The 26,420-nt window shown below is 50.1% G+C and carries 20 protein-coding genes and 2 pseudogenes; 4 read left to right on the top strand and 18 right to left on the bottom strand.

The features are described 5' to 3' along the window. Window positions 1–8: 8 nt before the first annotated feature. From FKM52_RS17015 to FKM52_RS16985, 8 genes and pseudogenes are all read right to left on the bottom strand, one after another. Window positions 9–437 carry a hypothetical protein gene (locus tag FKM52_RS17015; RefSeq protein WP_141177345.1) on the bottom strand — a complete coding sequence of 143 codons (429 nt, stop codon included), beginning with the start codon at window positions 435–437 and terminating at the stop codon, window positions 9–11. Then, the gene (locus FKM52_RS17010; RefSeq protein WP_141177344.1) at window positions 434–1,153 is read right to left on the bottom strand and encodes a DUF2786 domain-containing protein; all 720 of its coding nucleotides are present in this window, start codon (window positions 1,151–1,153) and stop codon (window positions 434–436) included. Before FKM52_RS17010 ends, FKM52_RS17015 begins: the two co-directional genes overlap by 4 nt. After that, window positions 1,143–2,786: a ParB family protein gene (locus FKM52_RS17005; protein WP_141177343.1), complete on the bottom strand. Its 1,644-nt coding sequence runs from the start codon at window positions 2,784–2,786 to the stop codon at window positions 1,143–1,145. Before FKM52_RS17005 ends, FKM52_RS17010 begins: the two co-directional genes overlap by 11 nt. Then, the gene (gene dnaB-PI, locus FKM52_RS17000) at window positions 2,783–4,147 is read right to left on the bottom strand and encodes an SPI-7-type island replicative DNA helicase (protein WP_141177342.1); all 1,365 of its coding nucleotides are present in this window, start codon (window positions 4,145–4,147) and stop codon (window positions 2,783–2,785) included. Before dnaB-PI ends, FKM52_RS17005 begins: the two co-directional genes overlap by 4 nt. A gap of 9 nt (window positions 4,148–4,156) precedes the next feature. Continuing rightward, complete coding sequence (locus FKM52_RS21740; protein ID WP_160622469.1) at window positions 4,157–4,321, bottom strand: hypothetical protein; 165 nt, start codon at window positions 4,319–4,321, stop codon at window positions 4,157–4,159. Continuing rightward, window positions 4,318–4,674, bottom strand: a complete 357-nt coding sequence (locus FKM52_RS16995; RefSeq protein ID WP_141177341.1) for a hypothetical protein — start codon at window positions 4,672–4,674, stop codon at window positions 4,318–4,320. Before FKM52_RS16995 ends, FKM52_RS21740 begins: the two co-directional genes overlap by 4 nt. Next, window positions 4,671–5,552 (bottom strand): ParA family protein, encoded by an 882-nt coding sequence (locus FKM52_RS16990; RefSeq protein ID WP_141177365.1) that lies wholly within the window; start codon window positions 5,550–5,552, stop codon window positions 4,671–4,673. Before FKM52_RS16990 ends, FKM52_RS16995 begins: the two co-directional genes overlap by 4 nt. Window positions 5,553–6,162: 610 nt before the next feature. Continuing rightward, a pseudogene (locus tag FKM52_RS16985) lies at window positions 6,163–6,389 on the bottom strand (integrase core domain-containing protein); the annotation flags it as partial. A gap of 537 nt (window positions 6,390–6,926) precedes the next feature. Here FKM52_RS16985 and FKM52_RS16975 point away from each other — a divergent pair. Next, window positions 6,927–7,043, top strand: a pseudogene (locus FKM52_RS16975) (IS3 family transposase); the annotation flags it as partial. A 15-nt stretch (window positions 7,044–7,058) separates the two neighbouring features. Here FKM52_RS16975 and FKM52_RS16970 read toward each other — a convergent pair. The 7 genes from FKM52_RS16970 to FKM52_RS16940 form a co-directional block, all read right to left on the bottom strand. After that, window positions 7,059–8,930, bottom strand: coding sequence for a sigma 54-interacting transcriptional regulator (locus FKM52_RS16970; RefSeq protein ID WP_141177340.1), 1,872 nt, complete (start codon window positions 8,928–8,930; stop codon window positions 7,059–7,061). A gap of 136 nt (window positions 8,931–9,066) precedes the next feature. Beyond that, entirely contained in the window at window positions 9,067–10,230 is a 1,164-nt protein-coding gene (locus FKM52_RS16965) for a metallo-dependent hydrolase (RefSeq protein ID WP_141177339.1), read from the bottom strand. A gap of 13 nt (window positions 10,231–10,243) precedes the next feature. After that, the gene (locus tag FKM52_RS16960) at window positions 10,244–11,638 is read right to left on the bottom strand and encodes a DASS family sodium-coupled anion symporter (RefSeq protein ID WP_141177338.1); all 1,395 of its coding nucleotides are present in this window, start codon (window positions 11,636–11,638) and stop codon (window positions 10,244–10,246) included. Between the two features lie 70 nt (window positions 11,639–11,708). After that, entirely contained in the window at window positions 11,709–12,407 is a 699-nt protein-coding gene (locus FKM52_RS16955; protein WP_141177337.1) for an RraA family protein, read from the bottom strand. Window positions 12,408–12,417: 10 nt separating this feature from the next. Continuing rightward, complete coding sequence (locus tag FKM52_RS16950; RefSeq protein WP_141177336.1) at window positions 12,418–13,371, bottom strand: hydroxyacid dehydrogenase; 954 nt, start codon at window positions 13,369–13,371, stop codon at window positions 12,418–12,420. A 545-nt stretch (window positions 13,372–13,916) separates the two neighbouring features. Beyond that, window positions 13,917–16,367, bottom strand: a complete 2,451-nt coding sequence (locus FKM52_RS16945) for an autotransporter outer membrane beta-barrel domain-containing protein (protein WP_246085548.1) — start codon at window positions 16,365–16,367, stop codon at window positions 13,917–13,919. Between the two features lie 1,134 nt (window positions 16,368–17,501). Further along, window positions 17,502–18,263, bottom strand: a complete 762-nt coding sequence (locus FKM52_RS16940; RefSeq protein ID WP_141177364.1) for a DeoR/GlpR family DNA-binding transcription regulator — start codon at window positions 18,261–18,263, stop codon at window positions 17,502–17,504. 219 nt (window positions 18,264–18,482) lie between these two features. Between FKM52_RS16940 and FKM52_RS16935 the strand changes: the two genes are divergently transcribed. Beyond that, a complete protein-coding gene (locus FKM52_RS16935) occupies window positions 18,483–19,577 on the top strand; it encodes a glycerol dehydrogenase (protein WP_141177334.1) in 1,095 nt (364 codons plus the stop codon). Window positions 19,578–19,658: 81 nt separating this feature from the next. On the opposite strand, the gene sgrT is transcribed toward FKM52_RS16935, so the two are convergent. After that, window positions 19,659–19,814, bottom strand: a complete 156-nt coding sequence (gene sgrT, locus FKM52_RS16930; RefSeq protein ID WP_141177333.1) for a glucose uptake inhibitor SgrT — start codon at window positions 19,812–19,814, stop codon at window positions 19,659–19,661. 480 nt (window positions 19,815–20,294) lie between these two features. After that, window positions 20,295–22,196, bottom strand: coding sequence for a tyrosine-protein phosphatase (locus tag FKM52_RS16925; RefSeq protein ID WP_246085547.1), 1,902 nt, complete (start codon window positions 22,194–22,196; stop codon window positions 20,295–20,297). A 1,316-nt stretch (window positions 22,197–23,512) separates the two neighbouring features. On the opposite strand from FKM52_RS16925, the gene FKM52_RS16920 reads away from it, so the two are divergent. Next, window positions 23,513–24,124, top strand: coding sequence for a helix-turn-helix domain-containing protein (locus FKM52_RS16920; protein WP_141177332.1), 612 nt, complete (start codon window positions 23,513–23,515; stop codon window positions 24,122–24,124). A 38-nt stretch (window positions 24,125–24,162) separates the two neighbouring features. Then, window positions 24,163–25,065, top strand: a complete 903-nt coding sequence (locus FKM52_RS16915; protein ID WP_141177331.1) for a queuosine precursor transporter — start codon at window positions 24,163–24,165, stop codon at window positions 25,063–25,065. A gap of 404 nt (window positions 25,066–25,469) precedes the next feature. Here the strand turns inward: FKM52_RS16915 and FKM52_RS16910 are convergent, their stop codons facing one another. Further along, window positions 25,470–26,300 (bottom strand): DeoR family transcriptional regulator, encoded by an 831-nt coding sequence (locus FKM52_RS16910; RefSeq protein WP_141177330.1) that lies wholly within the window; start codon window positions 26,298–26,300, stop codon window positions 25,470–25,472. Between the last annotated feature and the right edge of the window lie 120 nt (window positions 26,301–26,420).

The following is a 26,420-nucleotide window of genomic DNA, read 5'->3' as shown; positions in this document are numbered from 1 at the left end:
CTCTCCGGCTAAAGGGGATTGCGATAAAGAAAGGGGACAGCAATAAAGCTCCATAATCCCCACGCTATGCAGGCATAAGACCAGAGAACGCCATACAGAAAGAGGGCATAATCATAATGCCATTGCCAGACGATCACGCTGTAAATCAACCATCCCGCGTGGAAGAGAGCCAGGCTCGTTAATAAAGGAAGGAAAGCAGCCCATCCCATAACCCGGATGAAGTCCCCCTTGTCCTTATAAGCTGCCAGCATTCCCACCATGACAGAGGATAATGCGGCAACGCCCAGCCCCCGGATGAATGTCCATGAGTCTGTGGTTGCCCATGACCATGGAGCTGGTCCAAAATAAACATTTGCGGCCAGTGTCCCCAGAATCACGCAGCTCCACAGACCGTGCAGTGCCCCCACCTTAAGTGCGTTCTGATACTCCTTTTTCATGACCGCTCCGCCCTGTAACCAATACCCACCGGACCACGGCCACCCACAGCGTGGTTCAGGCGGGCATTTTTGCCGGCTTCAATACCCTGCTGTCGGGCCAGGTCACTGCCCCGACAGTCCTTCACATCCCGGAGCGTGGCCGTTTTCATATTCTGGTTGTTCATCCAGTTTTCCATCAGCTGCACCTCCTGCTCTGAAATATGAAAGGTCGATATCACCCGGCGTACGCCACAAACCCAACCAGCACGGAACTGATCGGCCCGGTGACGACGGGTGGCCAGCTTCAGCCGCTTGTTTTGCGTCTTCAGATATGCCGTTGTGGCATCCTTCAGCTGACGACACAGCACATCCCAGGCATACGCCGCCACCTCCGGCCGCTCACCGGTACCGTAAAAAACCACAATCCGACGATATGTACCGTCATTCGCCTCCCGCCAGGAGTAATACGCCCGGCACCCAAAAGCGTGGTTAATTGCCCAGACCAGGCTTTCCTGCCACGCCGGCACTTTCTCCGCATTTGACGGGGCGCCCTGCGTGGGGGCTTTCCGGATAGCGGAAAGGCCGGCCTCCTGTTCAGTGATGCCATATTGTTTCATCAGGCGTTGCGCCCGGCTGAGTGCCAGACCGGCTTCATGGGGATTACTGTTACGACGGCTCAGATCCAGCAGTTTTCGTACAAGGCTGACCAGTCGTTCCTGTCGGGTGTTATTCATCATTGTTATCCTCTTCAGTAAAGGTCACTTCCCGCTGCAGTTCGCGCAGGCGGCGCAGCACACGCATCAGGCGCAGCAACTTCATGGCATGTTCATCATCAAGCGTTGGTACGTCCTGTTGCGACGGCCCACCCGTCAGCACAGCATCAAGACCACAGGGGGAAGTTCGGGGCGGACAGAGCCCGGCAAGAGAGAGCAGCAGGGCTGCCGGGGCACTGCAGTGGTCACCAACGGCCCGGAACCCCGGGGAGGTATCACTGTCGCGGTCAGGCAGGATTTCATCTTCACAGCCCAGCTTTTCAGCCAGCTCCCACGCCAGCAGGAAGACGATATTCTGGAGATGCTCAATATCATCCTGATATGCAGGGATGGGCCAGATGGCATCGTCATCAATGGGAGATAACGTAGACACATCGTCGTCCCCGTCGTCATCCGACTCCCTCTCCGGTGCCAGCATCGACATCAGCGCCTCATCGCTGTCGCCAGTATTATCATCACTGTACGGCTCCGTAATATCCTCGCTGCCCCCGGAAATCACGGAGGCTCCGCCGTACATATCCGGCTGAATCTCAGTCCGTGGGGGGACAGTATTCCCGGGATCTGACGGTGGTTCTGAAAAGCCCGTCGGTGGTTCCTGCTGCTCCGGTGGTTCTGATTCTGACTGCTGTTCACCACCATCACCGTCGGTAGCGACAGATCCATCAGATATGGCCAACGTTTCAGGAAGAGGAGGCTTTTCATCAGGCTGCCAGTGACGTTTGGGGTCCAGCTCGATCATCCAGCGGTCATAGTTCAGCTCAGGATGCGGCAGCGCCTGCAGCAAATCACCAATCAGTTCGTCCCGGAACATATCCGGTGACCACAGTTCGGGAGAATCAAACTTGCGGCAGCACGCCCCGAATACGTCGGTAAAGCAGGCATCACTGCTGTCAGACAGCAGTACGAACTGTTCCCAGATCCGCTCCGCTTCCTGCCGCAGAGACAGAAGAAGCCGTATCTGAGGAGCACCCAGCCCGGACTCCAGCAGTTCTTTCATCCAGGGATAAAGATATCTGACGGTATCTTCCATACGGTTTATGGAAGAGTAATGAACCGGCAGTCCCTCCTGCGCGAGCAGCCCGGACAGCTCACGCAGTGAGACAGAACGACCGATTTCATTCTCATAAATGGTGCGGGCGTGGTGGACACCCAGCGCTTTCTCGATGAACGTCAGGTTGCCGCGGACTTCATTCTCCGCCAGATGCCCCACCAGACATTTCAGCCGGCCCGGCCAGGGTTTTACCAGCGTATGGATACGCCAGAATCGCTCATCACCAGTCTCCTGCCACAGCTCCTTCAGGATCTGATAACGGGTATTTCCGCCGTTGCTGAAAATGTATTTATCCGGATTATCCGGGTTACGGGTGACGATCGGCACCGAATCCAGTCCACTGGCGCGAATGGACGCCTTGATATCGTCATACAACGGGTTGCGGGTTATCCGTGGGTTATCGGGGTTCGGAGCCAGTTGATCCAGCGTCAGCACCATGGGAAGCAGCAGTACCCCAGCTTCCGTCGCACTGGATTCTCCGGCCGTGCTGGTTTTACGCCCCGGCTGCAGCATGGCCGCCCCGACGTTTGGGTTCTTACGGCTCATACGCGCCCTCCCTGATAGCCCAGGTCATAACCGCCTTCCTGAAAATCGGAGAAGAGCGTATACCGGCCATCAAACTTGACCTTCATTGTGCCGGTCGGGCCCTGACGCTGCTTGCCGATGATGACTTCTGCCACGCCGATGTCCATCGTACCAGGGTTGTAGACCTCATCGCGGTAGATAAACATGATGAGATCGGCATCCTGCTCCAGCGCCCCGGAATCCCGCAGATCGCCATTGTTAGGGCGCTTGTCCGCTCGCTGTTCTACCTGGCGGTTCAACTGAGAGAGTGCCAGAACGGGGCAGCCAAACTCTTTTGCCAGCGCTTTCAGCGCCCGGGAGATTTCCGCGATTTCCTGGGTACGGTTCTCCTGCTCCGGTGAACGCATCAACTGCAGATAATCCACCATAATGAGCGAGGGTTTACCGTATTTACGGACGTAGCGACGTACTCTGGCTCGCAGAGTGGATGGCGTCTGATAACTGGTGTCGTCAATTACCAGACGGTTATTCCAGGCCACAATCTCGCTCATGGCAGCAGACAAGCGGGCCCACTCTTCATCTCCCATTTCACCACTGCGCAACCGGGACAGCTCCACCCGTCCCAGCATCGCCATCAGACGCATACTCAGCTGCTCTGCCGGCATTTCAAGGCTGAAAATAAAGACGTGGGCGTCCGGACGTTCTCTTACCGCTGCGGCGCAGGACGCCAGAGCCAGAGCGGTTTTTCCCATCGACGGGCGGGCGGCCAGCAGCACCAAATCGCCCGGCTGCAGACCACAGGTTTTCTCATCCAGCTCCCGAAAGCCTGTGGGCGTCCCACTGCTCCCCTCCATCCCTGTCAGTGTTTCCAGGCGGCTGACCATCGCATCCATCACGTCATTGATGACCCGCTCCGTGCAGGTCTGCGCAATCTCCCGCTCAGCCAGGCGAAACAACTGGCTCTCTGTTGACTCCAGCAGGGTTGATGATTTTGCCCCCGGTGCCTGCACATCGGTAACCAGCATATTGCCTACCGCCTGCAACTGGCGCAGACGGCTTTTTTCTGCCACCACGCCGGCGTACGCCAGGATATTAGCCGCCGATGGCGTGTTTTTACTGAGTTCGGCCAGATACGCAAAACCACCTTTCGGTTCAAGAAGTCGCTGAAGCTCCATATGATTTGCGAGGGTAATTAAATCTAACGGCTGATTTTCTGCAGCTAACTCAGCCATGGACCTGTAGATGGCTCTGTGTTGGGCCACGAAAAAATCATCAGGTGCCAGCAACAGGACCACTTCGTCCCAGCGTTCGTTATCCAGCATCAGGCCACCCAGTACAGCCTGTTCTGCATCATAAGAGCAGGGAATATTGATATTCGTCATATCCCCTCCTCAGTCATAATCTTCAGTGCAGGGATGACTGAAGATGAATTTGACAATATCAGCCAGCGTTTCTGGCACGAGGCTGAACAGGAAAAACCTGAAGACCGGCAACTGAAATTCCGGCTGATGTGGCTGGGAGAATGGTTGCAGCGTACCCATAACTGGAGCATTCATGCAGATACCTCCCGCAGTGCACACTCCAGCACTTCCCGCAGGCGGGCAGACGCAATCAGGATCAGAGGCTCCCGATCGTAATACATCTTTCCGTTTCCACCTCCAGACTCCAGCAATGGCAGCCCGGCTGGCATTTGTGCTCCTGTGGACATAATGCGTAGGTCTGATTCATTCCACAGGTTGTATATATCGATAAAGCCCCTCGGAAGACCCCATTCCTCGGCCAGACGCTCGTAAATACGCTCATTTGCTGTTTCGTAATCAGGAGCATCAACAAACACGTGAATCTCTTCATGCCCTTTGTATGTATCGGTGGAATAAGCAACAGCACGCCAAATTTGATTACGGCTCATACACGCTCCCTCCGGGGCAGGACATTATCAAAGAGCACTTTCCATTCAGGAAATAGTTCACAGGCAAGGCCATGCATGGTATCCGCGGCCGCGGGTCCTTTACGCCGGGTTTTATATTCAAGTCTATGAACCGGCTGTGACTTAACATGACCCAGTTTGTAAATATCCAGTTGCTCGATACAGGTATTGAGGAGACTGAATATATTTCGGCCTCCCAACACGCTGCTGTCATACAGCTTCTCGCTGATAATTTTTGAGAGACTATTCATCGCCTCTCGATCAAGGAGCGTATTTTCGAAGCAGTTCACAAGAATAGAGATATCGGGAAGGCGGATGCCGTAATTTTCATAGGTTTTGAGGCGAGCAAACATGTGCAGGGAACCGCGAATAAACTCACGTACGTCCGGTAAAATTGGTTTCACTATCCCCAGAACATTGCCTGTTGAAGACAAAACAGACAGCTCTGTCATTACCCCCGTAGCACCTTTGGAATCAACAATAACTGCGTCATAACGGGAAAAGAATGGATGCAGAAGTATATTTCTCAGACGCAACCGACCATCTGCCGCATGCAACATCGCTGTAGGTAGAAGCTCATCCGGATCATTGGAATAAAGCACCTCCAGATTATCAATCGCAGAGAGTGAAATGGCCTGCAGAGGGTCAGGAACCGTCTGCATCAGGAGTTCATAGAGACCAAACGGCGCTTCTTTTGTCAGGGGGAAAATACTGCTGGCTGTAGGCTGAGACCAGTCTGCATCAATAAGAAGGACCTTCAGCCCCGCATCGGCAAGGAAGCCCGCCAGATAAGCAGCGAAAGTGGATTTACCTTCACCACCTTTAGGAGAAATAACGGGTAAAATCTTTGTCTTCGGCATCCAAAAGTCAGGAGCGAAGTCAGCGGGAATCGATTTACCTTCACCGCCTTTAGGGGAAATAACGGGAAATGTTTTCATATTGCACACTCGTAAAAGTGTGCACAGGGTCAAAGTAACATTTTATTAACCTTGGCACGAGGATTGAAAATCCCCGTGTCCTTGGTTCGATTCCGAGTCCGGGCACCACTATTTAAAGAAACCAGCCTCAGGGCTGGTTTTTTGCTTTCCGGGGTTCCGGTAGATTTTTGGTCGCCTTAAGCATAGATGCCCTTGCTTTACCTCTTGAGCCCCATCTGAGCATTTCCCTTTCGCGGCTCCCTGCCCTTCCGGTCACAGTGCCACCGTCTACTGCTCTTCACGCTGCCAATAAACACTATCTCCATCATGTGTCATGGCTAGTAGATTCTTTGCATCCGGTCCTTGTCCGGTTTTAGGGGAACCTCGTTTCATCGCTTCCCTTCTGGTAAGTGAAATAAAAGCATCTGGCCAGTCTTCTTCTGCATCGACTTTATCTTTGTTTGGAAAGCTCCCCGCAACCATTCTTCAAGTGCATTGACGCATTTCCTGCACCTGAAGAAAACTAAGAACGTCGCTTATAACCAGGCCCGTTTTAGTACCGTATATTTTTTGCGAACCCGGCCAGATAATGTTGTTGGCGGTATTCCTCCGGCGTCATATTGTTCAGCGACTGATGCGGGTGTTCACCGTTATATTCTGATAACCATTTCTCTGTGATTTCCCGTACTTCATTCAGCGTTCTGAACAGATAAAAATCGAGTGTTTCTGTACGATATGTCCGAAACGCTCAATGAAAGCGTTCTGCGTTGGCTTACATAGGTTTATCCATTGCGCGCTTTGCGCGTCACCTGGTTCTCGTTTCACAAGACGCAAGTAACGCGCTGTGCATACCCCGCGCCAAATGCCGTTTCCGCAGTTGCCAAATGTTCCACCTGGCATAGCTGAACACGGCAAATGTTGCCGGGATTGCTGAACGTAAGTCTAAAAGAAACTGCATTGAAGTACTGAAAATGATCTAATCAGAAAATAAGAGAGGATCTATATTGTTTGAAGATAAGAAATATAATATGGAAAACTATAAAAATTAAATAAAAAAATACCCATTATGCTGCGATGGTTTCAACGATATTGTGTCTGGAAGCCCAACAGAAAAGGCATTGTTAAAAAACAGATGGGGTTTAATAACAGATCCTTTGTCAATGGCTTTGTTTTCGACACAGGCCATGATAATGGCGCAATCGCATGGGATCTTGCGGCTTTACCGAAATCCAAAACACTAATACAAAATATAAAAAATGGTCATACTCATTTGTTCCACACTCTAAAGAGCCCAGTTCTGATAACTGGCCCGGTAAGAATATTTTTGATTACATCGAAACGTTTTATAACAGTAAACGCCGGCATGGTTCGAGCGATCGGACATCGCCGGCAGAATATGAAAAACAGTATTATCAAAAGCCCGAAAGCGTCTGAATTATCCGCGGCAATTCATTCCACTCCGTACATTTTCATCTTTCGCCACAGCGTGGTCGGGCTTATACCCAGAATAGTCGCCGCTCTGGTGCGATCGCCGTTGGTCTGTTTCATCACGGAAGCAATCAGCTTCTGTTCCTGTTTTTTCAGTAAATCTACCTCGCCGGCCAGCGGGACTACGATTTCTTCACTGCCTGTGGCAGAAGCCGAAAGATTGCACAGCGACTGTAACATACCGATATCCACCTTGTGCACATTATGCACAATCAGACGGAAAATTGCGGCCTGCAGCTCCCGAATATTGCCCGGCCATGCATAACGGTTAAGAAAATCCACGGCCTCATCGGTAAAGCTCAGCAATCTCCCCTGCTTTGCCAGCAGAGACTCAATAATTAACATCACATCTCCGCTACGCTCTTTGAGTGCTGGCAGACGTAGTTCAAGAATATTAATGCGATACCAAAGATCATGTCGGAACTCACCCGCAGCCACCTGCGCACCGAGGTCTTTATTGCTGGCAGTAATAAGACGGAAGTTAGCGCTGATTAACGCATCTCCCCCCACACGACTGAACTTTTTCTCCTGCAATATGCGCAACAACTTAATCTGCACGGCCGGTGGCGCTTCACTGATTTCATCGAGAAATACTGTACCGTTCATTGCCATTTCAAAAATACCGGCTTTCCCGCCCCGACGCGCATTGGTGAAAGCGCCGTCGGCATAACCAAACAGCTCACTTTCCAGAAGCGTTTCCGGAATGGCGGCACAGTTAAGCGCGATAAAAGGCCCGGCGCTGCGCGGACTGGCATGGTGGATGCTCTGGGCAAACAGTTCTTTACCGGTGCCGGTATCGCCCAAAATATTCACTGGCAGATCGTGGGCGGCATAAATTTTAGCCTGATCAATAACCGCCTTCATAACCGGTGAACGCCCAACAATGTCGGCAAAAGAATAAGTGGTGGTAAAGCCTTTATTGTCACTCTTTCTGACGTTACGAGAAGCGGATCGCCCCGTCTGCTCCGGCCTGACGCCGGTGATAATGGTGTAAAAACCATGCTTATTAGAAAAATGCTTCACCGCGAGATAAACTATTTCTCCCTCAATCTCCAGCGCATGTTCTTTCACATCCAGCTCGTTAATGATGTAACCAAAAATCCCCTTAAACGCCTCTTTTTTGAATATTTTCTCCCCGGTATGGCATTGAAACAGCGCGAACCCCCGGGAATTAATATTGATGATTTCTCCCGACTGATCGAGACACATCACCCCTTCGTTCGACTGGTTGAGTGCAGACCAGCACATCGCCAGCTTCATACTCTCAGCATTGATATATTTCAGCATGCTGGCAGCGACGTCGAGCGCCTGTTCAATGGAGATATTGTCCGTATCCCCCATGATAACGTTCAGATCGTACTTTTTCGCCATCTCAGCCACCGTCAGGCCGCCAATAACCAACTGATAGTGATTGTCTGCCAGATTTTTTACGACATTTTCAATATCGTAGTGGTTATAGACCTGACAAATTTTAAATTCGTCATTTGTCATATTCTGATAATGGCGAAGTACGTTACAAAACTGCGGAAACCCTACGGCTGCAATTTTCTGCGACTTTTTGTGTGCGTCCTGCAGGATACGATAGATGCCATGCAGGTCATGGGCAATTTCAATAACCGGAATGTTCAGATTGCTGCGCAGCAGTGCCGCCGTACCTCCCCGGCTGATGAGTATTTTGGTGCCGCCCTGAATCAGCTTGCGGGCTTTTTCCACCACGTCGGAATAGTGGTATTCGTAAACGGGAATAGAGATTTTTCTTTCGATAAGCACATTGGATATGCGTTGCGTAATGGTTTTTGACACCGAGAAAATGGCGATTTCGTTGTTTTTCATTGGCAATCCAGAATTATCGATTTATGCGGGAATATCATATTGTCACGCACTTCATCCCACAAAGCGCCATCAGTGCAATGAAAAAAGCCCGCGCATATGCAGCGCACGGGCAAAGGATCCTGAACCGATTTTTCACTCAAAAATGTTGGCGTCGATAGACAATTTGTCCGTTGCTGATGGTGGTACAGTTATCGATATAGCGATCGCCCTCAAGTAATACGCCTTTAGTATCTTCAAACATCACTTTCTCTTTACGCAGCTTCACGATGGCGATATCGGCCAGTGCACCGGGCGCCAGCGTGCCGATCTGTCCCTGCATTTTCATCAATCGTGCGGGCGTGCGGGTTACCGCACGAACTACATCGAAAAATGACATCCCCATGTTCAGGTACTTCGACATGATAAACAGCAGGCTGAAGACTTTGTTAGTACGCAGGCTGTTACGAAGCGTCAAATCGGTACTTATGATATCGGGATTGAAACCCTGCTCCAGGGCATGGCGAGCTACGTTGAAATCAAAGTGCGCCACGCCGTTAGAGCAGTCAAAAATCACCCCGCGCTCTTTGGCCTCCCTGATAGCCGGGAACAGTTCACCGTTTTCCTTAAGAATCGCATTACCAGTGCCGTGGAAGCAGTGGGCATAGATGTCATCGGACTGAAAATGACTAATCAGTTCGTCAGCAGGCAGGCGCGAATCCGTCACGTGTACACACAGCGTTGTCTTCAGCGCTCGGGCCAGTTCTACGGTTGCGTAGAAGGGATCCTCACTGTAGTTGCGCCCGCCAGCAATGTCCCGGCTGTAACGTAGTTTCAGGCCGAGGATATTGTCGCGGTTTTCTTCCAGCGTCTGGCTAATTTTCTCCAGGTTGAAATTAGCCGGGTTGGTGTTTTCCAGATACCCCGTCGGCCCGCCGCCCAGCGTGGATAACCCCACATTGACCACATTCAGGTAGCTCTTAATGCGCGACTGCGCCGTATTTATCACGCTGTTGCGGAACATTTTATAGTTCACCCAGCCGCTGCTGCCGGCATCCACTACGCTTGTCACCCCGTTGGGCAGGCAAAGCACATCTGGATTGACGCTGATGGCGGTTCCGCCATGAAAAACGTGAGCATGAAAGTCAATCAGTCCTGGCAGGACAATACAGCCTGCCGCATCAATGATGGTTTCAGCTTCCGTATTTTCAACGCTCTGCAAATCAACAATACGGTTGCCGACGACGCCGATGTTCTGATTCACATAGCTTGCACTGTCGAGGTCGGCCACCAGACCATTTTTAATCAAAATATCCAGTTTCATTTCGCTCTCCTTATCAGATACCAATCATCTTCCAGTAAGGGATACCTATCAGGAAGTAAACCAACACGTTGATCAGCACCATGACGGTACCGAGCAGCCAGAAAGTTTTTTGCGGAACATAGCCGCTGGAAAAGGTAAACACCCCTGCGCCGTTACCGTAGTGCGTCAGCAGCGCGCCGTAACCCGCAGAGAATGCCAGCGACAGGGCAACATACATCGGGTGCGCCTGGGTGGTCATGCCGAGAGTAAAAAGAACCGGGTAGAAAGACACCACGAAGGCGCTGTTAGATACGAAGAAGTAACGCACTGCAAGGCTGATAAACACCAGCACGCCCAAAGCGGTGATTTCACTTAGCTGCGACAAATCGAGCCAGGTTTTGATCACTTCTACCAGGTAGACATAAAAACCGCCTTTGGATAGCGCGACGGCGCATCCATAAAACGCTCCGTACCAGACAAAGGTCTGCCAGGCCGATTTTTCACTGACCACATCGTTCCAGCTCAGTACGCCAAACAGCAACAGGCAGGCAAGGAAGGCGAGACCGACAGGAATAAACGCAATACCGGTAACCGAACCCGTCATCCAGCCGATAATACCCAGCACAAAGAAGACTACCAGCAGCTTCTCTTCTCGCTTCAACGGGCCGAGTTCCTGCAATCCTTTGGTAGCGATTTCGTTAACGTTGGTGATGGTTTTCAGCTCAGGCGCATAGAGCTTGTAGAGGATCCACGGCGCGGCTAACAGCACAATGCCTGCCGGTACGATGGCGGCTTTGAACCACACCATCCACTCAAGATTGACCCCCATTATCTCATTAGCGAGTGAGACGGTAATAGAGTTGGTGGCCATCCCGGTCAGGAACAAACTGGAGGTTCCCATCGACACCACATACATCAGGATCGTGAGATAGGCCCCGATTTTACGGCTGCCGCTATCCGGCTTTGAACCCAGCGCTTCTGCGATATTACGGAAGATTGGGAAGGTTATTCCGCCGGAACGTGACATGTTTGACCCGGTGGCAGGAGCCAGAACGGTATCGGTAATCATCATCAGATAGCCCAGCGTCAGGGTATTTTTACCGTAGCGCTGAAGCAACAGGTAGGCGATACGTTTGCCTAAGCCGGTGATCACGAAAGCCTTACAGATGATAAAGGCGCTGATAATAAACCATACCATCGGGCTACCGAATCCGGCAAACAGCGGGCCTGGCTCGATCACCAGCGAGGCGAAACCGAGGATAATGAGCATAATAACGGCGTCGGTAAACGGACGCAGAACCAGCCCGCACAGCATCGCCAGGTAGATACCGACCATTTCCCAGGTCTGCGCGGAAACACCTTGCGGATGAGGTATAACCCAGAACAGAACAGGGAAAAAGATAATGGGTAAGAGTTTAAGATAAAGCATGTTTACATTACCTGTATTTGACAGCCACACGCCCTGATTACAGCGTGCGGCATTTCATTATTGGTAGGAACTAGCGGTAGATGTCGTCGATGAATTCAACACCTTTTTCATCTAATGATTTTCTTACCCACGCACGGTTGGCAGTGCCGTTCTTCGCGGCTTCCACCTTGCTCGCATCAAATCTGGAATAGTCCTTTGCTTTGTCGAGCAGGGCGGCGGCATCGTTCAGCGGCACCACGATCACGCCGTCAGCATCTCCCACAATCAGGTCGCCAGGAGACACCGCCACGCCGCCGACGGCAATTGGCGTGTTCACTTCGCCTGGGCCTTCTTTAAACGGGCCTGCCGGGTTTGAACCGGTAGCGAAGACAGGGAAATCCAGCACGGAAAGCGCATCAATATCGCGAACAGGCCCATCCAGCACGATACCGGCGATTTTCCTGGTGTAATGGGCGTAAGCGATCATGATTTCGCCCATCAGCGCGCGGGAACGATCGCCTTCGTTAGAGACGACGATAACGTCGTTTTCCGTTGCCATATCCAGTGCTGCGTGCAGCATCAGGTTGTCGCCCGCACGCGCTTTCACCGTAATGGCATAGCCCGCCATAATCGGTTTCTTTGGTGAAGAGATGCGTTTAATGCCGTTGCCGAGTACTGCAATGCGATTCATGGTGTCGGCTATGTTTGCCGCAGGAAGCTGTTCGTAATGTTTCAATAATTCAACATCGAATGCCGGACGCTTGATAAAAACACGATTGCCAATGGACATAATTCTCTCCTTAAAAACCCGGCACCGGCCAGGACGGTTTTTTGCCTGACAACACTTCGTCGATACCGATAGCGGAGTGCAGCGAGGCGCGATCGGTGGCTTCTTTGGTGGCGGCGCCAATGTGCGGAGCGATCACTATGTTGCTCAGGGTGAAAATTGGATCTGCCGGATCGAAAGGCTCTTTTTTCAGCACGTCGACGCCTGCGCCGGCGATGGAGTGGGTTGAGAGCGCATGATAAAGCGCTTTTTCGTCGACCAGCTTGCCGCGCGCGGTGTTGATGAAATAGGCGGTGGGTTTCATCAACGAAAATTGCTTTTCGCTAACGAAGTCAAAGGTTTCCGTAGTGGCAGGACAGTGCAGGGAGACAAAATCGCTTTCTTTAAATATCCGGTCGAAATCGTTGGTTAATTCCACCCCTTCCGGCACTTGCTGCTGGGTTTTGTAAGGATCATAAGCAATAACTTTCATGTTGAAGCCGTGCAGCGCTTTGATGGCCACACGAGAACCGATGTTGCCCACGCCGACCAGCCCCAGGGTTTTACCGTCCAGCTCAACCTTCGGGGTGCGCAGCTTTGCCCAGTAATAATCTTCCAGCATTTTCTCTTCCACCAGCTTGAAGTTACGTGAACAATGCAACATGTAAAAAATCGCCAGTTCTGCAACAGACATGCTGTTAGCAACGGGTGCATTCAGGACGGTCACGCCATGGCGTTTAGCGGAGTCTAAATCGACGGTGTCATAACCAGCGCCGTGGCGTGCTACCACTTTTAATTTTTTTGCCGCTTCGAACACGCGATCGGACATTTTAGAGAGACGAACAATAATGCCATCGCAGTCAGGAATATCGCGGATAATATCTTCTTCTTCCATCCCGGAACCGGTAATCAACTCGTAGCCGCGACTCTCAAGATATTCTCTACCTTCCTTCATGATTTCTTGCGGAAGTAAAATTTTGTACGCCATTTAACTTTCTCCTTTGTTGTTTCCCACATATTTGCAGGCACCGTGCCAGGCTTAATTAAACAAGGACACTTGCGCTGATATATCATTGAATTACAAACACTTTAGATATTTCACGCAAAAATTAATTAGTGATTTAAATCGCAAACAGATGGCATAAGACATCATTTTTTTTGCAAAATAAATTGAATGCATTCCATTTTGAAATATGAATTTGAATACACATCACATTATTGTATTGTGGGATTTAAGCGTTGAGCTTTATTTGCTATTAACCGATTAATTTATAATTTCCGCTCTCTCCCCGCTTATAAGGAAGCGATTTTTAACGGTTGCTTTTAGGGTTGAATTTAATTCAATTAACTAGCGTATAAAAAACGCTCCCTGGCGGGAGCGTTATGGTGTAATTATGCAGCCTTATGTCGCGGCGCATGCAGCCGGAGCGGCCAGCCGCCCAGATAATGACCAGGCGTAATACATGACGCAGTCCGTCACGCAAACAACCTTTCCGGCCGCGCCGCAGAGTGATACTGGAGGTAGGCCATGCCTTAAAACAGGTATTTAAAGCCCAGTATCGCCTGCGTATCGCTGTACGCTTTATCGCCGATCTGCTGTGCGATATTTACCCACAGGTTGATATTTTTTCCCAGCTGGCTTTCAACGCCAACTTTGATTTCACCGATATTACGCGTGCCGGCCTGCTCAATATGATAGCCATTTAGCGATGCGCCAAAGTTTTTCGTATTGTGCAGCCAGTTAACTTCCACAAACGGCTCAAACAGACGCTCTTTACCTTCATCTAACAGGCTGTGCCCTTTAATAAACGTACGCACCCCAAGGCGGCTCTGAATATTGCCATCGCCCGTGCCTTCAACCGAGGTACCGTTCATTTCATGATGACGGTCAGCCTTAACGCCCATCCAGGTCAGCTGCGCCACCGGCTGAATGAAATAGCTTTCACGCTTATTTTTCTCTGCCAGCTTCCACGTATAGCCCGCTTCCACCGATGCCGTGATCCCCTTAGATTTATAGCTCTCTGCGGCCAGCGACTGCCCGGTTACGCTATTATCAAACCAGCTGTACAGCATCCAGCTATCGATGTAAGCGCCGGTCTTCTCTTCATTATCCTGTAGCCAGGTAGCGTAAGCCCCCAGGCTATAGCCGTGAACGCTGCCATCCGCCCGGTAATCGCTTCGGTAGTTACGGGTATTGCTTTTCTGATTCGCATATCCCCCCATGATGCCAAGGTGGAAGCGATCCCGCTGGTCGCTGCTCCACTGAGCGATATCTCCGCCCAGCTGCAATACATAGCGGTTAGCCTGGGTTTTCAGCTGACCGCTGTTATCCCTGAAGCGCGTGTGCCCTCCCACATGCCGTAGCCACATGCTGGTAACTTTTTCTTCGCCGGTCAGGGAATCGACATAATGAGGTTCGCCCAGACGATCGTGCAGCCGGTGTACAAACAACATATTTGCTGCCCGCAGGTTAGCGCCATACTCACTTGCTTCCGGGCGGAGCACCGCTTCCGGCTCCACCGCTGGCTCCGGATCCAGCTCAGAACTCGGCCGGGTATTTACCAGATACCAGTTACTGCTATCCTTACCCACGCCGCGGCTCAGAAAATATTCATAGGCGCCGCCAACGATACGCTCTTTCTGAACGAACTCACCCTGCGATTGCCCGGCCACATTGATTAGCTCAATACCTTTTTTCGTATAAGCGCCGTTGCCGCCCACGTTATTAACGTGTACGAAAGTTTTGCCGTCAGTATCGCCGGTAACGATCATGCGGTCAGTAGCGGAAGTATCGTCTGCCAGTACGGTATTAAAATAGATATCGCCGTTCTGACCGCTGTAGTTGCCATTCACCAGCAGCTTATTTCCTACCTGTTGCCGGGTAATATTACCGCTTTTTGCCAGCAGAATGGTTCCGCTGTTAGTCAGCCCGCGATCGATTTCCAACGATACCGGAGTTTCTTTCTGCTGATACTGGCTGCCTGCTTTCAGAACGCCCGCGTTCATCACCTCAGTTTTACCAAGGTAGCCTTCCGCAGATAGCGTGCCGCCGTTATGAACCGTTATATTTCCGCCCAGCGCTCTGGATGAATCCACGCCTCCGCTCAGTACGGCGATAGCGCCATTATATTGTCGACTGTCGCCGCTCAGATAAAGCGTCGCAGTCCCCTTCTTTTCAACAGAGCCTGCGCCAACAAAAGAGCCGGCATAAAGGCTGGCTGAATTTTGATCGATAATAAGATTTGCCGTAGTGACATCTACTGCGCCGCCTTTGCCGGACAGCGATGACATCAACAGATCGTGCTGGTTAAGATTCAGCTTACCGCCATTAACGGTATAGGGTGTATTATTGACGAGGGCGCCATCGTTATCAGCACGCAGCTCTCCTCCTTCTACCCAGGTGCCGCCGAGATAATGATTTTTTCCGGCCAGCGCAACTAACCCTGCGCCTGTTTTAACTATCCCACCTTCTCCTGCTAATGACCCCTTTAGCAGCATCTGATTATTATCGCCTGATTCAAGCGTCGATCGTGACAGGACATTCATATCCACTTCAGTAGAAAGCGTATCCTCACAATAGCTGCAATCATTAACCCGCAACGTACCGCCATTTAGATTAAAAGCATACACGCCGTCGCCTGCGACAATCGCATCTTTATCCGGCGATAAGGTGCTGTTAGCGATGGAAATAAAGCCATCCTGGTTCAGATTTACGGTAGCGGATGTAGCGGCATTACCGGCCATAAACAGGCCGGAAACAGGATTATCAAAACCATCAATATCGGTGTTGGCCTTACCTTCAAAAATAACTTCAGCATGATCGCTTACGTTCAGTACCGCAGAACCCGCCCCTTTTTGCGTAAGTGTGGCATCAATCATCTGAAGATCGTCATAGGCGTCTGCGGCCAGCACCATCTGACTACCGATAATAAGCTGGCTTTTCTCTCCGGTAACGTTGATTTCAGCAAACGGAGGCTTAGCCATAGTCACTGAGTTTTTACCTGCCAGCGTAGTTGATGCGCTAACTCTGCCAGCGGACAACTTACCACCATCAGTGATATTGATAATACCGTTACCTATGAATCCTAAATACAAGGTTCCATTTTCAACCGAATCACCATAGTAGGGCGCGTTGTTTATCAGATGCAGAGCGCTACCAGCGCCGGAAATATTAATTATCCCGGTATTACTGATATTACCGGCACCGACGTATGCTTTATTATTAGAAAAGTTTTCGGCTTTTCCAACATTCATTACCGCGCCATCAACTATATTAAGCGTCCCTGTTACCGTGCTTTCCCGTTTTGTGTGCCAGTCAGAAAAACCGCTACTTCCTATATCGAGACCGAGCGTTGTCACTTCACCAATATCTGCCCCAACAAGGTTTAATACGCCTTCAGTATTACTGAGCGTCACATTCTCTTTAGTGACCGAGCCTACGGAGAAATAAGTAGTATCATTTACGTTACGAGAAAACTCTGAAATAGTCAGCGTGCCTTTACCTCCGTCCTTACCGGCAGAGAAATCGTGATCGTAACCTGACGTGCCTTTTAACGTCAGATCGCCGCTATTATTTTCTCCTGCGCCAATGATATATCCCAGAGATTGCCAGTCCCACATGCCTGCGCTATGTTCGCCGGTAGTGTTATAATAAAGGGTTTCAGCAAAAGCTGTGGAGGTACTATTTATTAGCGATACTGCTATAGCAGCAGACAGAACCTTTATTTTCAAAGTCATCAACATCTCCCTGTAAAATCTACCCTGCTTAAAAACACTCAAAAAGGATAACCAGCAATTATATTATCAACCCTGTTTCATCAGCGCTGATATAAGCGATGATAAACAATAATTCAAATTACCGCCTTCACAAAATATATCATACCCTTTTTAGGGATGATTCAAACTTCAAATCTCATTGTCCGTATATTGGCGCGCTTATCCACATCAGCCAGATGCCTCGCTGAGCGGGTAATTTATAAACAGGCAGCGGCCCAACCAGTAGAGAATCCTTTATCGGCGCTATAATCATACATCGCCTGAAAACCTGAGTATTGATCTGTTCAGCGTAAAGCAGCTCAATATAGCTTCACAAAGGCGGGAGACTCATTGCATCCAGCGCTATGGCAATTGATCATCGCCCGCTGGCGCAATCGCTTCGATTCCCTGTCGGGATAAATAACTTTGATATTGATCATTAATAGTGAAATCGGAAATCACCATATTAATCAGCCCGGTTGGACCAAGGGGATGTGGATGAACCACGCCGAATTTTGAGCTATCGGTTAATATTATATTTGTTGCCTGTTTTTGTAGCGCGCTGTTGACAATATCCGCTCGCAGCATATCTCTGCCGGTAAATCCGGTATCAATACGGAAGCCATCAATACCGATAAACGCCTTACTGAAATGAACGTTTTTCAGCGCCAGCTGGGTAAGAGGGCCAACCATGCTTTCGCTGCGCTTTTGCAATACTCCGCCCAACAGAATAATTTCGCACTGGCTGTGGCGCAGCAGATTAGCGATGTAGGAGCTTACCGTTACAATAGTTAAATCCCTGCGCTTACTTAAAATACGCGCCAGTATCGCATTGGTACTGCCGCTTTCAATAAAAATGGTTTCGCCGCTATTCACGATGGAGGCGGCATATTCGGCAAGGATTTTTTTCTGATTGAAGTTATTCAGCATCCTGGTATCAACGCTGTCGCTGTCAATTGCCACAGCGGAGCCGTGCACGCGGCGCAAATAAGCATTTTTCTCCAGCACGTTCAGATCGTGGCGAACGGTAACCACAGATACGCCGGTGAGTTTAGCAAGCTCCGCGACAGAAATTTTCCCGTTTTCTGTTACTGTCTGTAGTATCAACTGCTGCCTTGAATTCATCACCGTCCCAATCCATAACGTCCATTTAACGAAAAATCAATAAAACTCGAATTTTCAATCCGTTAGCAAGAATAACACAGATAATCAGAAGGACAAATCCTCACATAAGAAAGAGGATCACGTTTCGAAAGAAAGTTTGCTGCTACGGTGTTTAAAGTAATGAGGGTAATAACACCTTAAAACTTACTTTGTGAATACAGTCCGATAAGGGGAACCGATATGGCTAAGTTTGTATATTCATCACCGCGTAAATATGTTCAGGGTATGGGCGTAATCGCTGAACTGGGTAAATATGTCGCAGAGCTGGGAAATTCAGCATTTGTGGTTGCTGACGATGTCGTCTGGGGTATTACATCCGGTTGCGTAACGGAGTCCTTAAGCCAGGCACATATTAACTTTAAAAAAGAAGCCTTTAGCGGCGAATCCTCCGCTAACGAAATTTCCAGGCTGACTGAGCTGGCTAAAAGCTGTAAAACCACCACGGTAATTGGTCTGGGTGGTGGCAAAACCTTAGATACGGTAAAAGCGGTTGCCGATGAACTTAAGCAGCCGGTGATTATTGTTCCTACCGTCGCTTCCACTGATGCTCCCTGCAGCGCGCTTTCAGTGATTTATTCGGATGCCGGCGTATTTGAGAAATACCGTTTCTATACCAAAAACCCCGACCTGGTGCTGGTGGATACCGCTATTTGCGTTAAAGCGCCGGTTCGCCTGTTTGCCTCCGGCATTGCCGATGGTCTGGCTACCTATATTGAAGCGGCGGCCGTTAAGCGTAGCCATGCCAAATCGATGGTGGATGGAGCGCCTACCGTTGCGGCGATGGCCATTGCCGAAGCCTGCGAAAAAACCCTGCTTACATGGGGGAAAAGCGCTTATCAGGCGGTCAGCAAACAGCTGGTAACGCCGGCCGTTGAGGCGGTTGTTGAAGCAAATACTCTGCTTTCCGGGCTTGGCTTTGAAAACGCCGGCCTCGCCGGCGCGCACGCCATTCATAACGGCTTTACGGCGATTAACGGCGATATTCATCATCTGACGCATGGTGAAAAAGTTGCCTACGGCACGCTGACGCAGCTGGTTCTTGAACAGCGCCCCGATGAAGAGATCGCAAAATATATCGCTTTCTATCGCGCCATAAAAATGCCAACTACGCTTAAAGAGCTGCATCTTGAAACGGCCAGCTGGAGCGATCTGGTTAAGATTGGCAATCTGGCGAACAGCGCCGGCGATACCTTACGCAACCTTGACGCCACGCTCAGCGGGGAAGATGTCGCCCATGCCATACTGGCTGTTGACGCCCTCAGCCGTTCGCTGTAAAGCGCGGTTGTCTGGCGGTTAAGTTTTCGGCGGGGGGCGGCTGAAGGAAAGACTTCCGCCCCTGCCGTAAATATTCCCCGGCTATTTTTTAATTGCGGGCCGGGTATAATCCCATTGCATAACACTATCAAGCATCGCCTCACGCCGCGTGGCGCTAAACAGAATAGAAAACCAGTTCGTTGCATTTTCGGTAGCTGAGAAATAGGAACGATAAAATTTTTTGCTTTCGTTTTTCATATAAACTCCATATTGCGATAGTTGTCGGCTGTAAGCCGGCGGGTGAATATTCACGCCTTCCATAGTTCTTATTAACGCCGTTTTTAACCGCTGGCTGGCGTTACGTCATTTTGCCGCTATAAAAGTACGCTTAGCTGAAAACAGTTCTGTCCATCCCCTGAGGTAATAAGTGTGATCAAAAACGCGGAAGTAATAAACTGATGGGTTAAGCGAATGTTGTTCCCCTTTTTCGTCTCCTGTTGCACAGGCATGGGGCAGCGGGAGCAAGTTGAAATTATCCCTGCTGTGGCCGGTAGCAGTGATTTCAGAACAACATAGCGCAAGGCGTAGCGGGAGAAGCGCGCCGGGATAATATGGCAGGTTAGTCGGAACGGCCCTGCTCTTTCAGATAAGCGCAGCGTTAAAAACCTGGGCGGATAATTATGGCGCCAGGATCACGCCGCGCAGCAGGCTGTCAGCAACCACAGCCTGCTGCGGATATCAGAATGTGTAGGCCACGCTTAAATTACCGCTGAAGCCGTGACTGTGGTTGCCGCCGGCAACGTCCGCCTGCCCGCCGAGATTCAGGCTAAACGCCCCGCGCGTTACGCCAATATTTGCCCCGGCGTTAAAGGTGTCGCGGCTGTTGAATGCGGAGCGCTGGTCAACGTCGTAGCCGTGCAGCTGGGCGCGGCTGTGGGCGGAAGGCGCGCTGAAGCTATGCTCATAGCCAACAGACACGGCGGGAGTCAGGGTCCAGCTCCCGCTGCTGTAGGGATTAAAAGTGATATTGATATTAGCCAGGCCGCTGGAGCGGTTTTCGCTGATACCGTCAACGTTCAGCGCCAGTTCGCTGCCGTGTTCGCGGAAGCCGTCCATATGCAGATGCGTGAGCCGGGCGCCAACTGAAGTTTCAACGCTAAACATCTCATGCTGGCTGACATAGCCAACACGAAGCGCGCCGGAAAACAGCTGCCCATGCGTATCGCCTGCGGCCGTATCTAATCCTCCACCCAGACGACGGGTGCTGCTGTAGTCTACCCAGCCGGCGTTAATATCGGCGGCGGCAAAAGGACCATACGAGAGATCTTCGAAAGCGTATCTGGCGCCGGCGCCCAGCATCGTCGTATTGGCATCCGCCTCGGCGCCGGCGCTGCCCAGCGAGCCCCAGCTATACCCCAGCGCGCCATAGCCGCTAAGCCGGGCGTTAACCCGCTGGGTATAGCCGAGCAGCGTGCCGGTGCTGTGCTCATTACTGCTGGCCGCCTTGTCTGAGCCTTCGTTGCCCGTATAGCCGTTAAGGGCGGTGATCCACAGCTTCCCTTCCCCATTTTGCAGCTGACGGCTGTCAAGGTTTGGCGCCAGCGCTCTGTCCATCCGCGCACCGCTGCGCAGCAGATAGCTGGCCGTATCGGCATGGATCTGTCCGCCGATCCGGGCTTCCACGCCGCCAAGGCTTCCACTGTCAATCGCGGATTGCAGGTAATAGTTATATGCGGTATAGCGTCCTGACAGTTCGCTGTTTTGTAACGCGTTGAGCAGCGCTGCGCCCTGAGCGGCGTTCCCACGCAGCGCGGCCTGCCCCGGAAGCTGGCTATATTGCACCATCCGGCCGCGCAGCACGTAGATCGTCTCCTGTGATAGACCCAGCCCTTCCCTGATATAGTTATCAACTGAGCCGTACAGACGCGCCACCTCATCCAGGCCCGCCTGCAAATAGCTGGCGTCGGCATACAAAAACGGCGTGTAAATCTCAGCCAGCGGCGGCGGCAGCCTGGCGATAGTTGCTTCAATATGCTCACGCGAGTAATCATTGCTTGCCAGATAATCAGCCATAATCGCGCTATCGTCAGCTCCGGCGATGCTCATTAGCACCATTGAGATCCAGCCGGTACGATCTTTGCCCTCGGTACAGTGGAATACGGCGGCCCCATCGGTCAACGCCATGCTATTAAGCAATTTCGCAAACTGCGTATGCAGCCCGGTATCGCCGGCAAAGGCAATATTGGCCTGCAGCATCAACGATTTCGTCTCTTCACCGCTTTGCGGCATCGCGACGGGCAAACTTTCATCATCTCGTCCAAGTACCGCCATAATCACGTTGATATGGGTATAGTCAGCGCCATCAATTTTTGTATTAGGCGTTTTAGCGATTTCCTTCAGCGTTCGCAAATCGTAAATGTTGGTTATACCCAGTGAACCGAAGGCGGCCTTATCTGCTTCAGTTAAGGTTAGCGCGCTGGAACGGTAAAATACGCCGCTACGCATAAGGCCGCCGCCCCTGGTTTCATAAACAGACGTAGTACCGGCAATATCCCGGAAATTATCAACGCCTTTAAATATCGGGGTATTTACTGGCGCCGCATTAAGCGCGCCAGAGATAATAACTGAAATAAGTGACACAGGTATTGGAATATAGCGAATCAAAATAGACCTCAATTTTAAATTTCTGATTATGACAAAACATGGCTAAAAGCCATTTGAAATTTTTTCTTATCTGTTTCTGTTACAGAATGAATTTTTATTAATGTTGTTTTCGTTATTCGCGTTAATGCTTAACTTGCTGTTGTTGCTTCACCCGGTTTTACTACCATGCTGGATATTTTTCAGGACATTATTAGTTTCATTGCCGTAATTATCACCACATAATCCAGCTGCAGATATTTGTTACGACAGTAAATCAGGCAATACGGTCTTGATATACAGAAAAAATCGCTACAGTCATTAGCGGTAAAAACTAAATAGCATCTTTGCTATTTACGTATAAAATTTTTATTAAACTAATATAATTATTTCCATACGCTTACGCACGGCTATTACAACCTTAGCTGCTATTAATCAGATCATCAACGGCGTAGCGTTCTCTGTTTCCGGCGTCACGACATCATCAAATACATTGGCGTTTTTGCTTTATGTTGCTGATTTATCTTTAAACGTCTGCCGGCATGAAAAGCTGACGCCGCAGCCCTGTAGATTACTGGAGACAGACAAGCTGCCGGATCGCTACCGATATAACGAAACGAAAAGCGCTTGCCTGAGCCGCAAATTTCTATACCGCCTATTAAACGCCGACATCTTAAGTGAGTTTATTGCATTCGTGAGATATTTATTTTCGATATAAGTTTATCATTCTGCTTCATTAGTAATTTACTGATAATATTAATACATTAATAATGAGTTAATTAATTATATTTTATCTACGATGGCGGATAATTACTCATTGCTGAAGCATTCAAATAAGAGTTTTAAGGAATGACAGGCTCAGGCCAAAAAACGTCGCCTCAGCTTTTGCCAACGGCAACCGCCTGTGGACTGAGCCAGCTGCGCGCAGCGAGGGAAAATGGGAACACATCGGCACTTTGCCAGGCAGGAAGCAGGTCAGCAAAGAGGCCGCTGACCGCTGTATTTCCCTGGTGTTGGAAGAAAAGACAAAAAATTAAAAATTATTGTATAGCGAACGTACGCTTTATGTAGACAACCTAATATTTTATGGCATATAAAGTCAACACAAAAAGAGACAAAATGAAATTAAAAATGACCACCAAAGATAACAAACATTAGTTAACTTATTAAAATTTAAAGACAAAGTAATAAAATGGCGTATACATTAATTATGGCTAAATGTATAGTTCCTCTCAGATCTGAAAACAGTGCTTATTGAAACACAGCAGCTTTCTTTATAGCATGCCGTGCGCCACTACCGACGGGGATGTTTATCAATGAAGTTATCGGGTTCTCAAAGAAAAGAAAACATAATCAATAACATAGAATATATTATGAGAAGCCGGGGCGAGACCAAAGTCTCATTCGCCAATCGTACCGGCGTCACGCGCGCCACCTTATACAAGATCCTCGATGGTAAGGTGAACAATGTGCAGCGCTCCACCATCTCGCGCATTGCCGACTTTTTTGGCGTCCCCTGCGACGTTATCGAAAACTATGATTTAGAACATATTGAAACAATAGAAAACACGCTATCCCCGGAAGGAAATAAAAATCCCGCAGCGGTTCCGATCATTCCGCAATCCGCTTTTCTGATAAACGCAGGAAAAAGGGTTGGCGATCTGGCAACGCAATGTCCCTTAACCTGGTTTTTTGGCGATGTGTCGAATATGGTCGCCATGCGGGTAGAAAATAACATGAGCAACATTTTCTTCCCTGGCGATATTTTGCTTATAAAGAGAAATACCACGCCTAAAAACAAGCAGCTGGCGTTATACCATGCGGAAGGCAGGGGAATGTTCATTAAAAAAACGGATGACAGACTCCAGCCTTTTAACGCGGAGCAGGAATGGCTGTTAGGCACAATTATTGAAGAAAGAATCCAGTAACAGAGTATAGCTTTAATAATTTTAAGGATGAAAACAGGATGGAACAGAACCAAAAGTATAAGCTACTCGGCTTTAACCGGGCGGATACTATAACCGCTAACGTTATGGTGCTCGCGACCGGAAAACATATTACCATTGGGTTACAGGAACTGGAGAGCAGCGAAATTTCAGACGACTTTAATCCTAATGAGCTTAAGGCGCTTTACCGTCGGCTTTACGGCGATGGCAACACCGTTACCGCTTATGATCTTGGCGACAGACATGAACGTTCCTGGTACGCCTACCTGATATTAAGCGTTGCGCTAACGGTAATCTATCTGCTAAGTACCGTTAGCGGCGTGAAACCTATCCTGATTCCGGTGGTAAATTTTGTTGTACCACCCGCTATATTTATCTATCCGCTCTCGTTTATCTTTGTTGATATTATCAACGAGTTCTATGGCTTAAAGATGGCGCGCAGAACCATTCTTATTTCATTTGTTTCTAATACGCTTTTCGTGACCGGACTATGGATTACCAGCCTGCTGCCGGGCCTGGCGGAATGGGAGCTGAACGCCTCCTATAGCGCGTTTGTGCAAAGCATTATCGCGGTACTTTTCGCCTCTTCCGCCGCCTATCTGATATCTGAAAACATCAACTCAATGATACTGTGCAAAATTAAAGAGCTGACCAACTCCAGATATCTTTTTATCCGCGTTATCACCAGCAACGTCATCGCTTCGGCTATCGACAGCGTCATTTTCTGTACGCTGGCCTTTTATAATGTACTGAGTATCGAAACCATCAAGACGATGATTATATCTCAGTTCATTATTAAGCTGATGTATGCGCTGATCGGCGTTGGTCCGATCTACGCGACAAGGGCGCTATTCAGGAAATATATTAATAAGGAAATCACCTTAAGCCGTGTGAAACCCGCAAAAGAGTGTGTGGAAATCTAAATAAGCGGCGCGTTCGGGCAGGCTGCCGGCACGGTTGAAAGGCGGAATCTGGCATGGCGCGGGGCTTAAAACCGCTATGCCAGGCCAGCGGCTATAAAGCACGGCCCTGCCGATATCGCAATGTTAAGCCTGGTTCCACGCGCTTAAATCACCGGCTTTACGCCTCCTGCCGCCGCCACGACGTTACCGTGACTCCCGCCAGCAGCCCTTCCGGGCTAAATAAACGGGTTAGGGTCCGGCCCCGGACTCTTCTCGTTTAGCAGCCGGAAACCTTTCTCGCTGAGGCAGCGCGTTGCCGCATCGATATTGCTGACTTTAAATTCAATTCACGCCTGCGGTACGGGAAGAGCCGTTGGCCACTGCTCGCTGGCAATGCAGGAAGCGGCCGCCGGCGCCGGCGGCCCTTATCTGCCCGCGTCCGCAGAGCTTCCCGTTACCAGAATGACCTCAACGCCCGCTTTCTGCAGCTCCTGCAGGCTCTCTGCCGGTACGCCGCGATCGGTAATAATGGTATGAATACGTGGAATATCGATAATCTTGTGCAGGCTGGAGCGGTTAAATTTGCTGGAGTCGGTGACCACGATAATCCGCTCCGCCACCTCGCACATGCGGCGATTCAGGCGCGCCTCATCTTCATTGTGCGTGCTAACGCCGCGCTCAGCGTCAATGGCGTCCACGCCAAGAAACAGCATATCGAAGTGATAGTTTTGCAACGACTGCTCCGCCTGATCGCCATAGAAAGAGAGCGACTGACGGCGCAGGTGCCCGCCGGTCATCAGCAGTTCCACGCCTTCCGCCTCCAGCAATGCATTGCCGATGTTGATACCGCTGGTCATCACAATAACGTCCTGATGCTGACGCAGCATACGCGCCACTTCATAAGTCGTCGTTCCCGAATCGAGGATAATGCGATGGCCCGGCGCAATCAGCTTAGCCGCTTCCTGAGCGATTTCGCGTTTTAACGCGGGATTAAGCGAGCTTTTATCCTTAACGGACGGCTCAACGGCTGGCGTATTGCTGTCGCAGATCAGCGCGCCGCCATAGGCGCGAACCGCAATGCCCTGCTTCTCCAGAAACGCCAAATCGTTACGAATCGTCACGGTTGAGACATTAAATAGCGCAGAGAGATCGTTAACCTGGACGCTTCCCTGCTGCCGCAGCCGCTGAATAATCAGTTCACGCCGCTCGCTGGTTCCCACGACGCGCTTATCTAAGGAAATATCAGTGCTACCCATAACGGCCCCTTGCTAAAAACTTTCGTTTCATTTCGAACATTCTATTAACACCTTTCTTTGCGCAAAATGCAAGCCGCTTTCACCGCGTAAAGGTGACCTGCCTTACGTCTTACTGCTTTC

The organism is Mixta tenebrionis (genome assembly GCF_006517625.1).
Taxonomy (GTDB): Bacteria; Pseudomonadota; Gammaproteobacteria; order Enterobacterales; family Enterobacteriaceae; genus Mixta; species Mixta tenebrionis.
The sequence above is the reverse complement of the archived record's forward strand: the minus strand, read 5'-3'. Positions and strand labels throughout refer to the sequence as shown.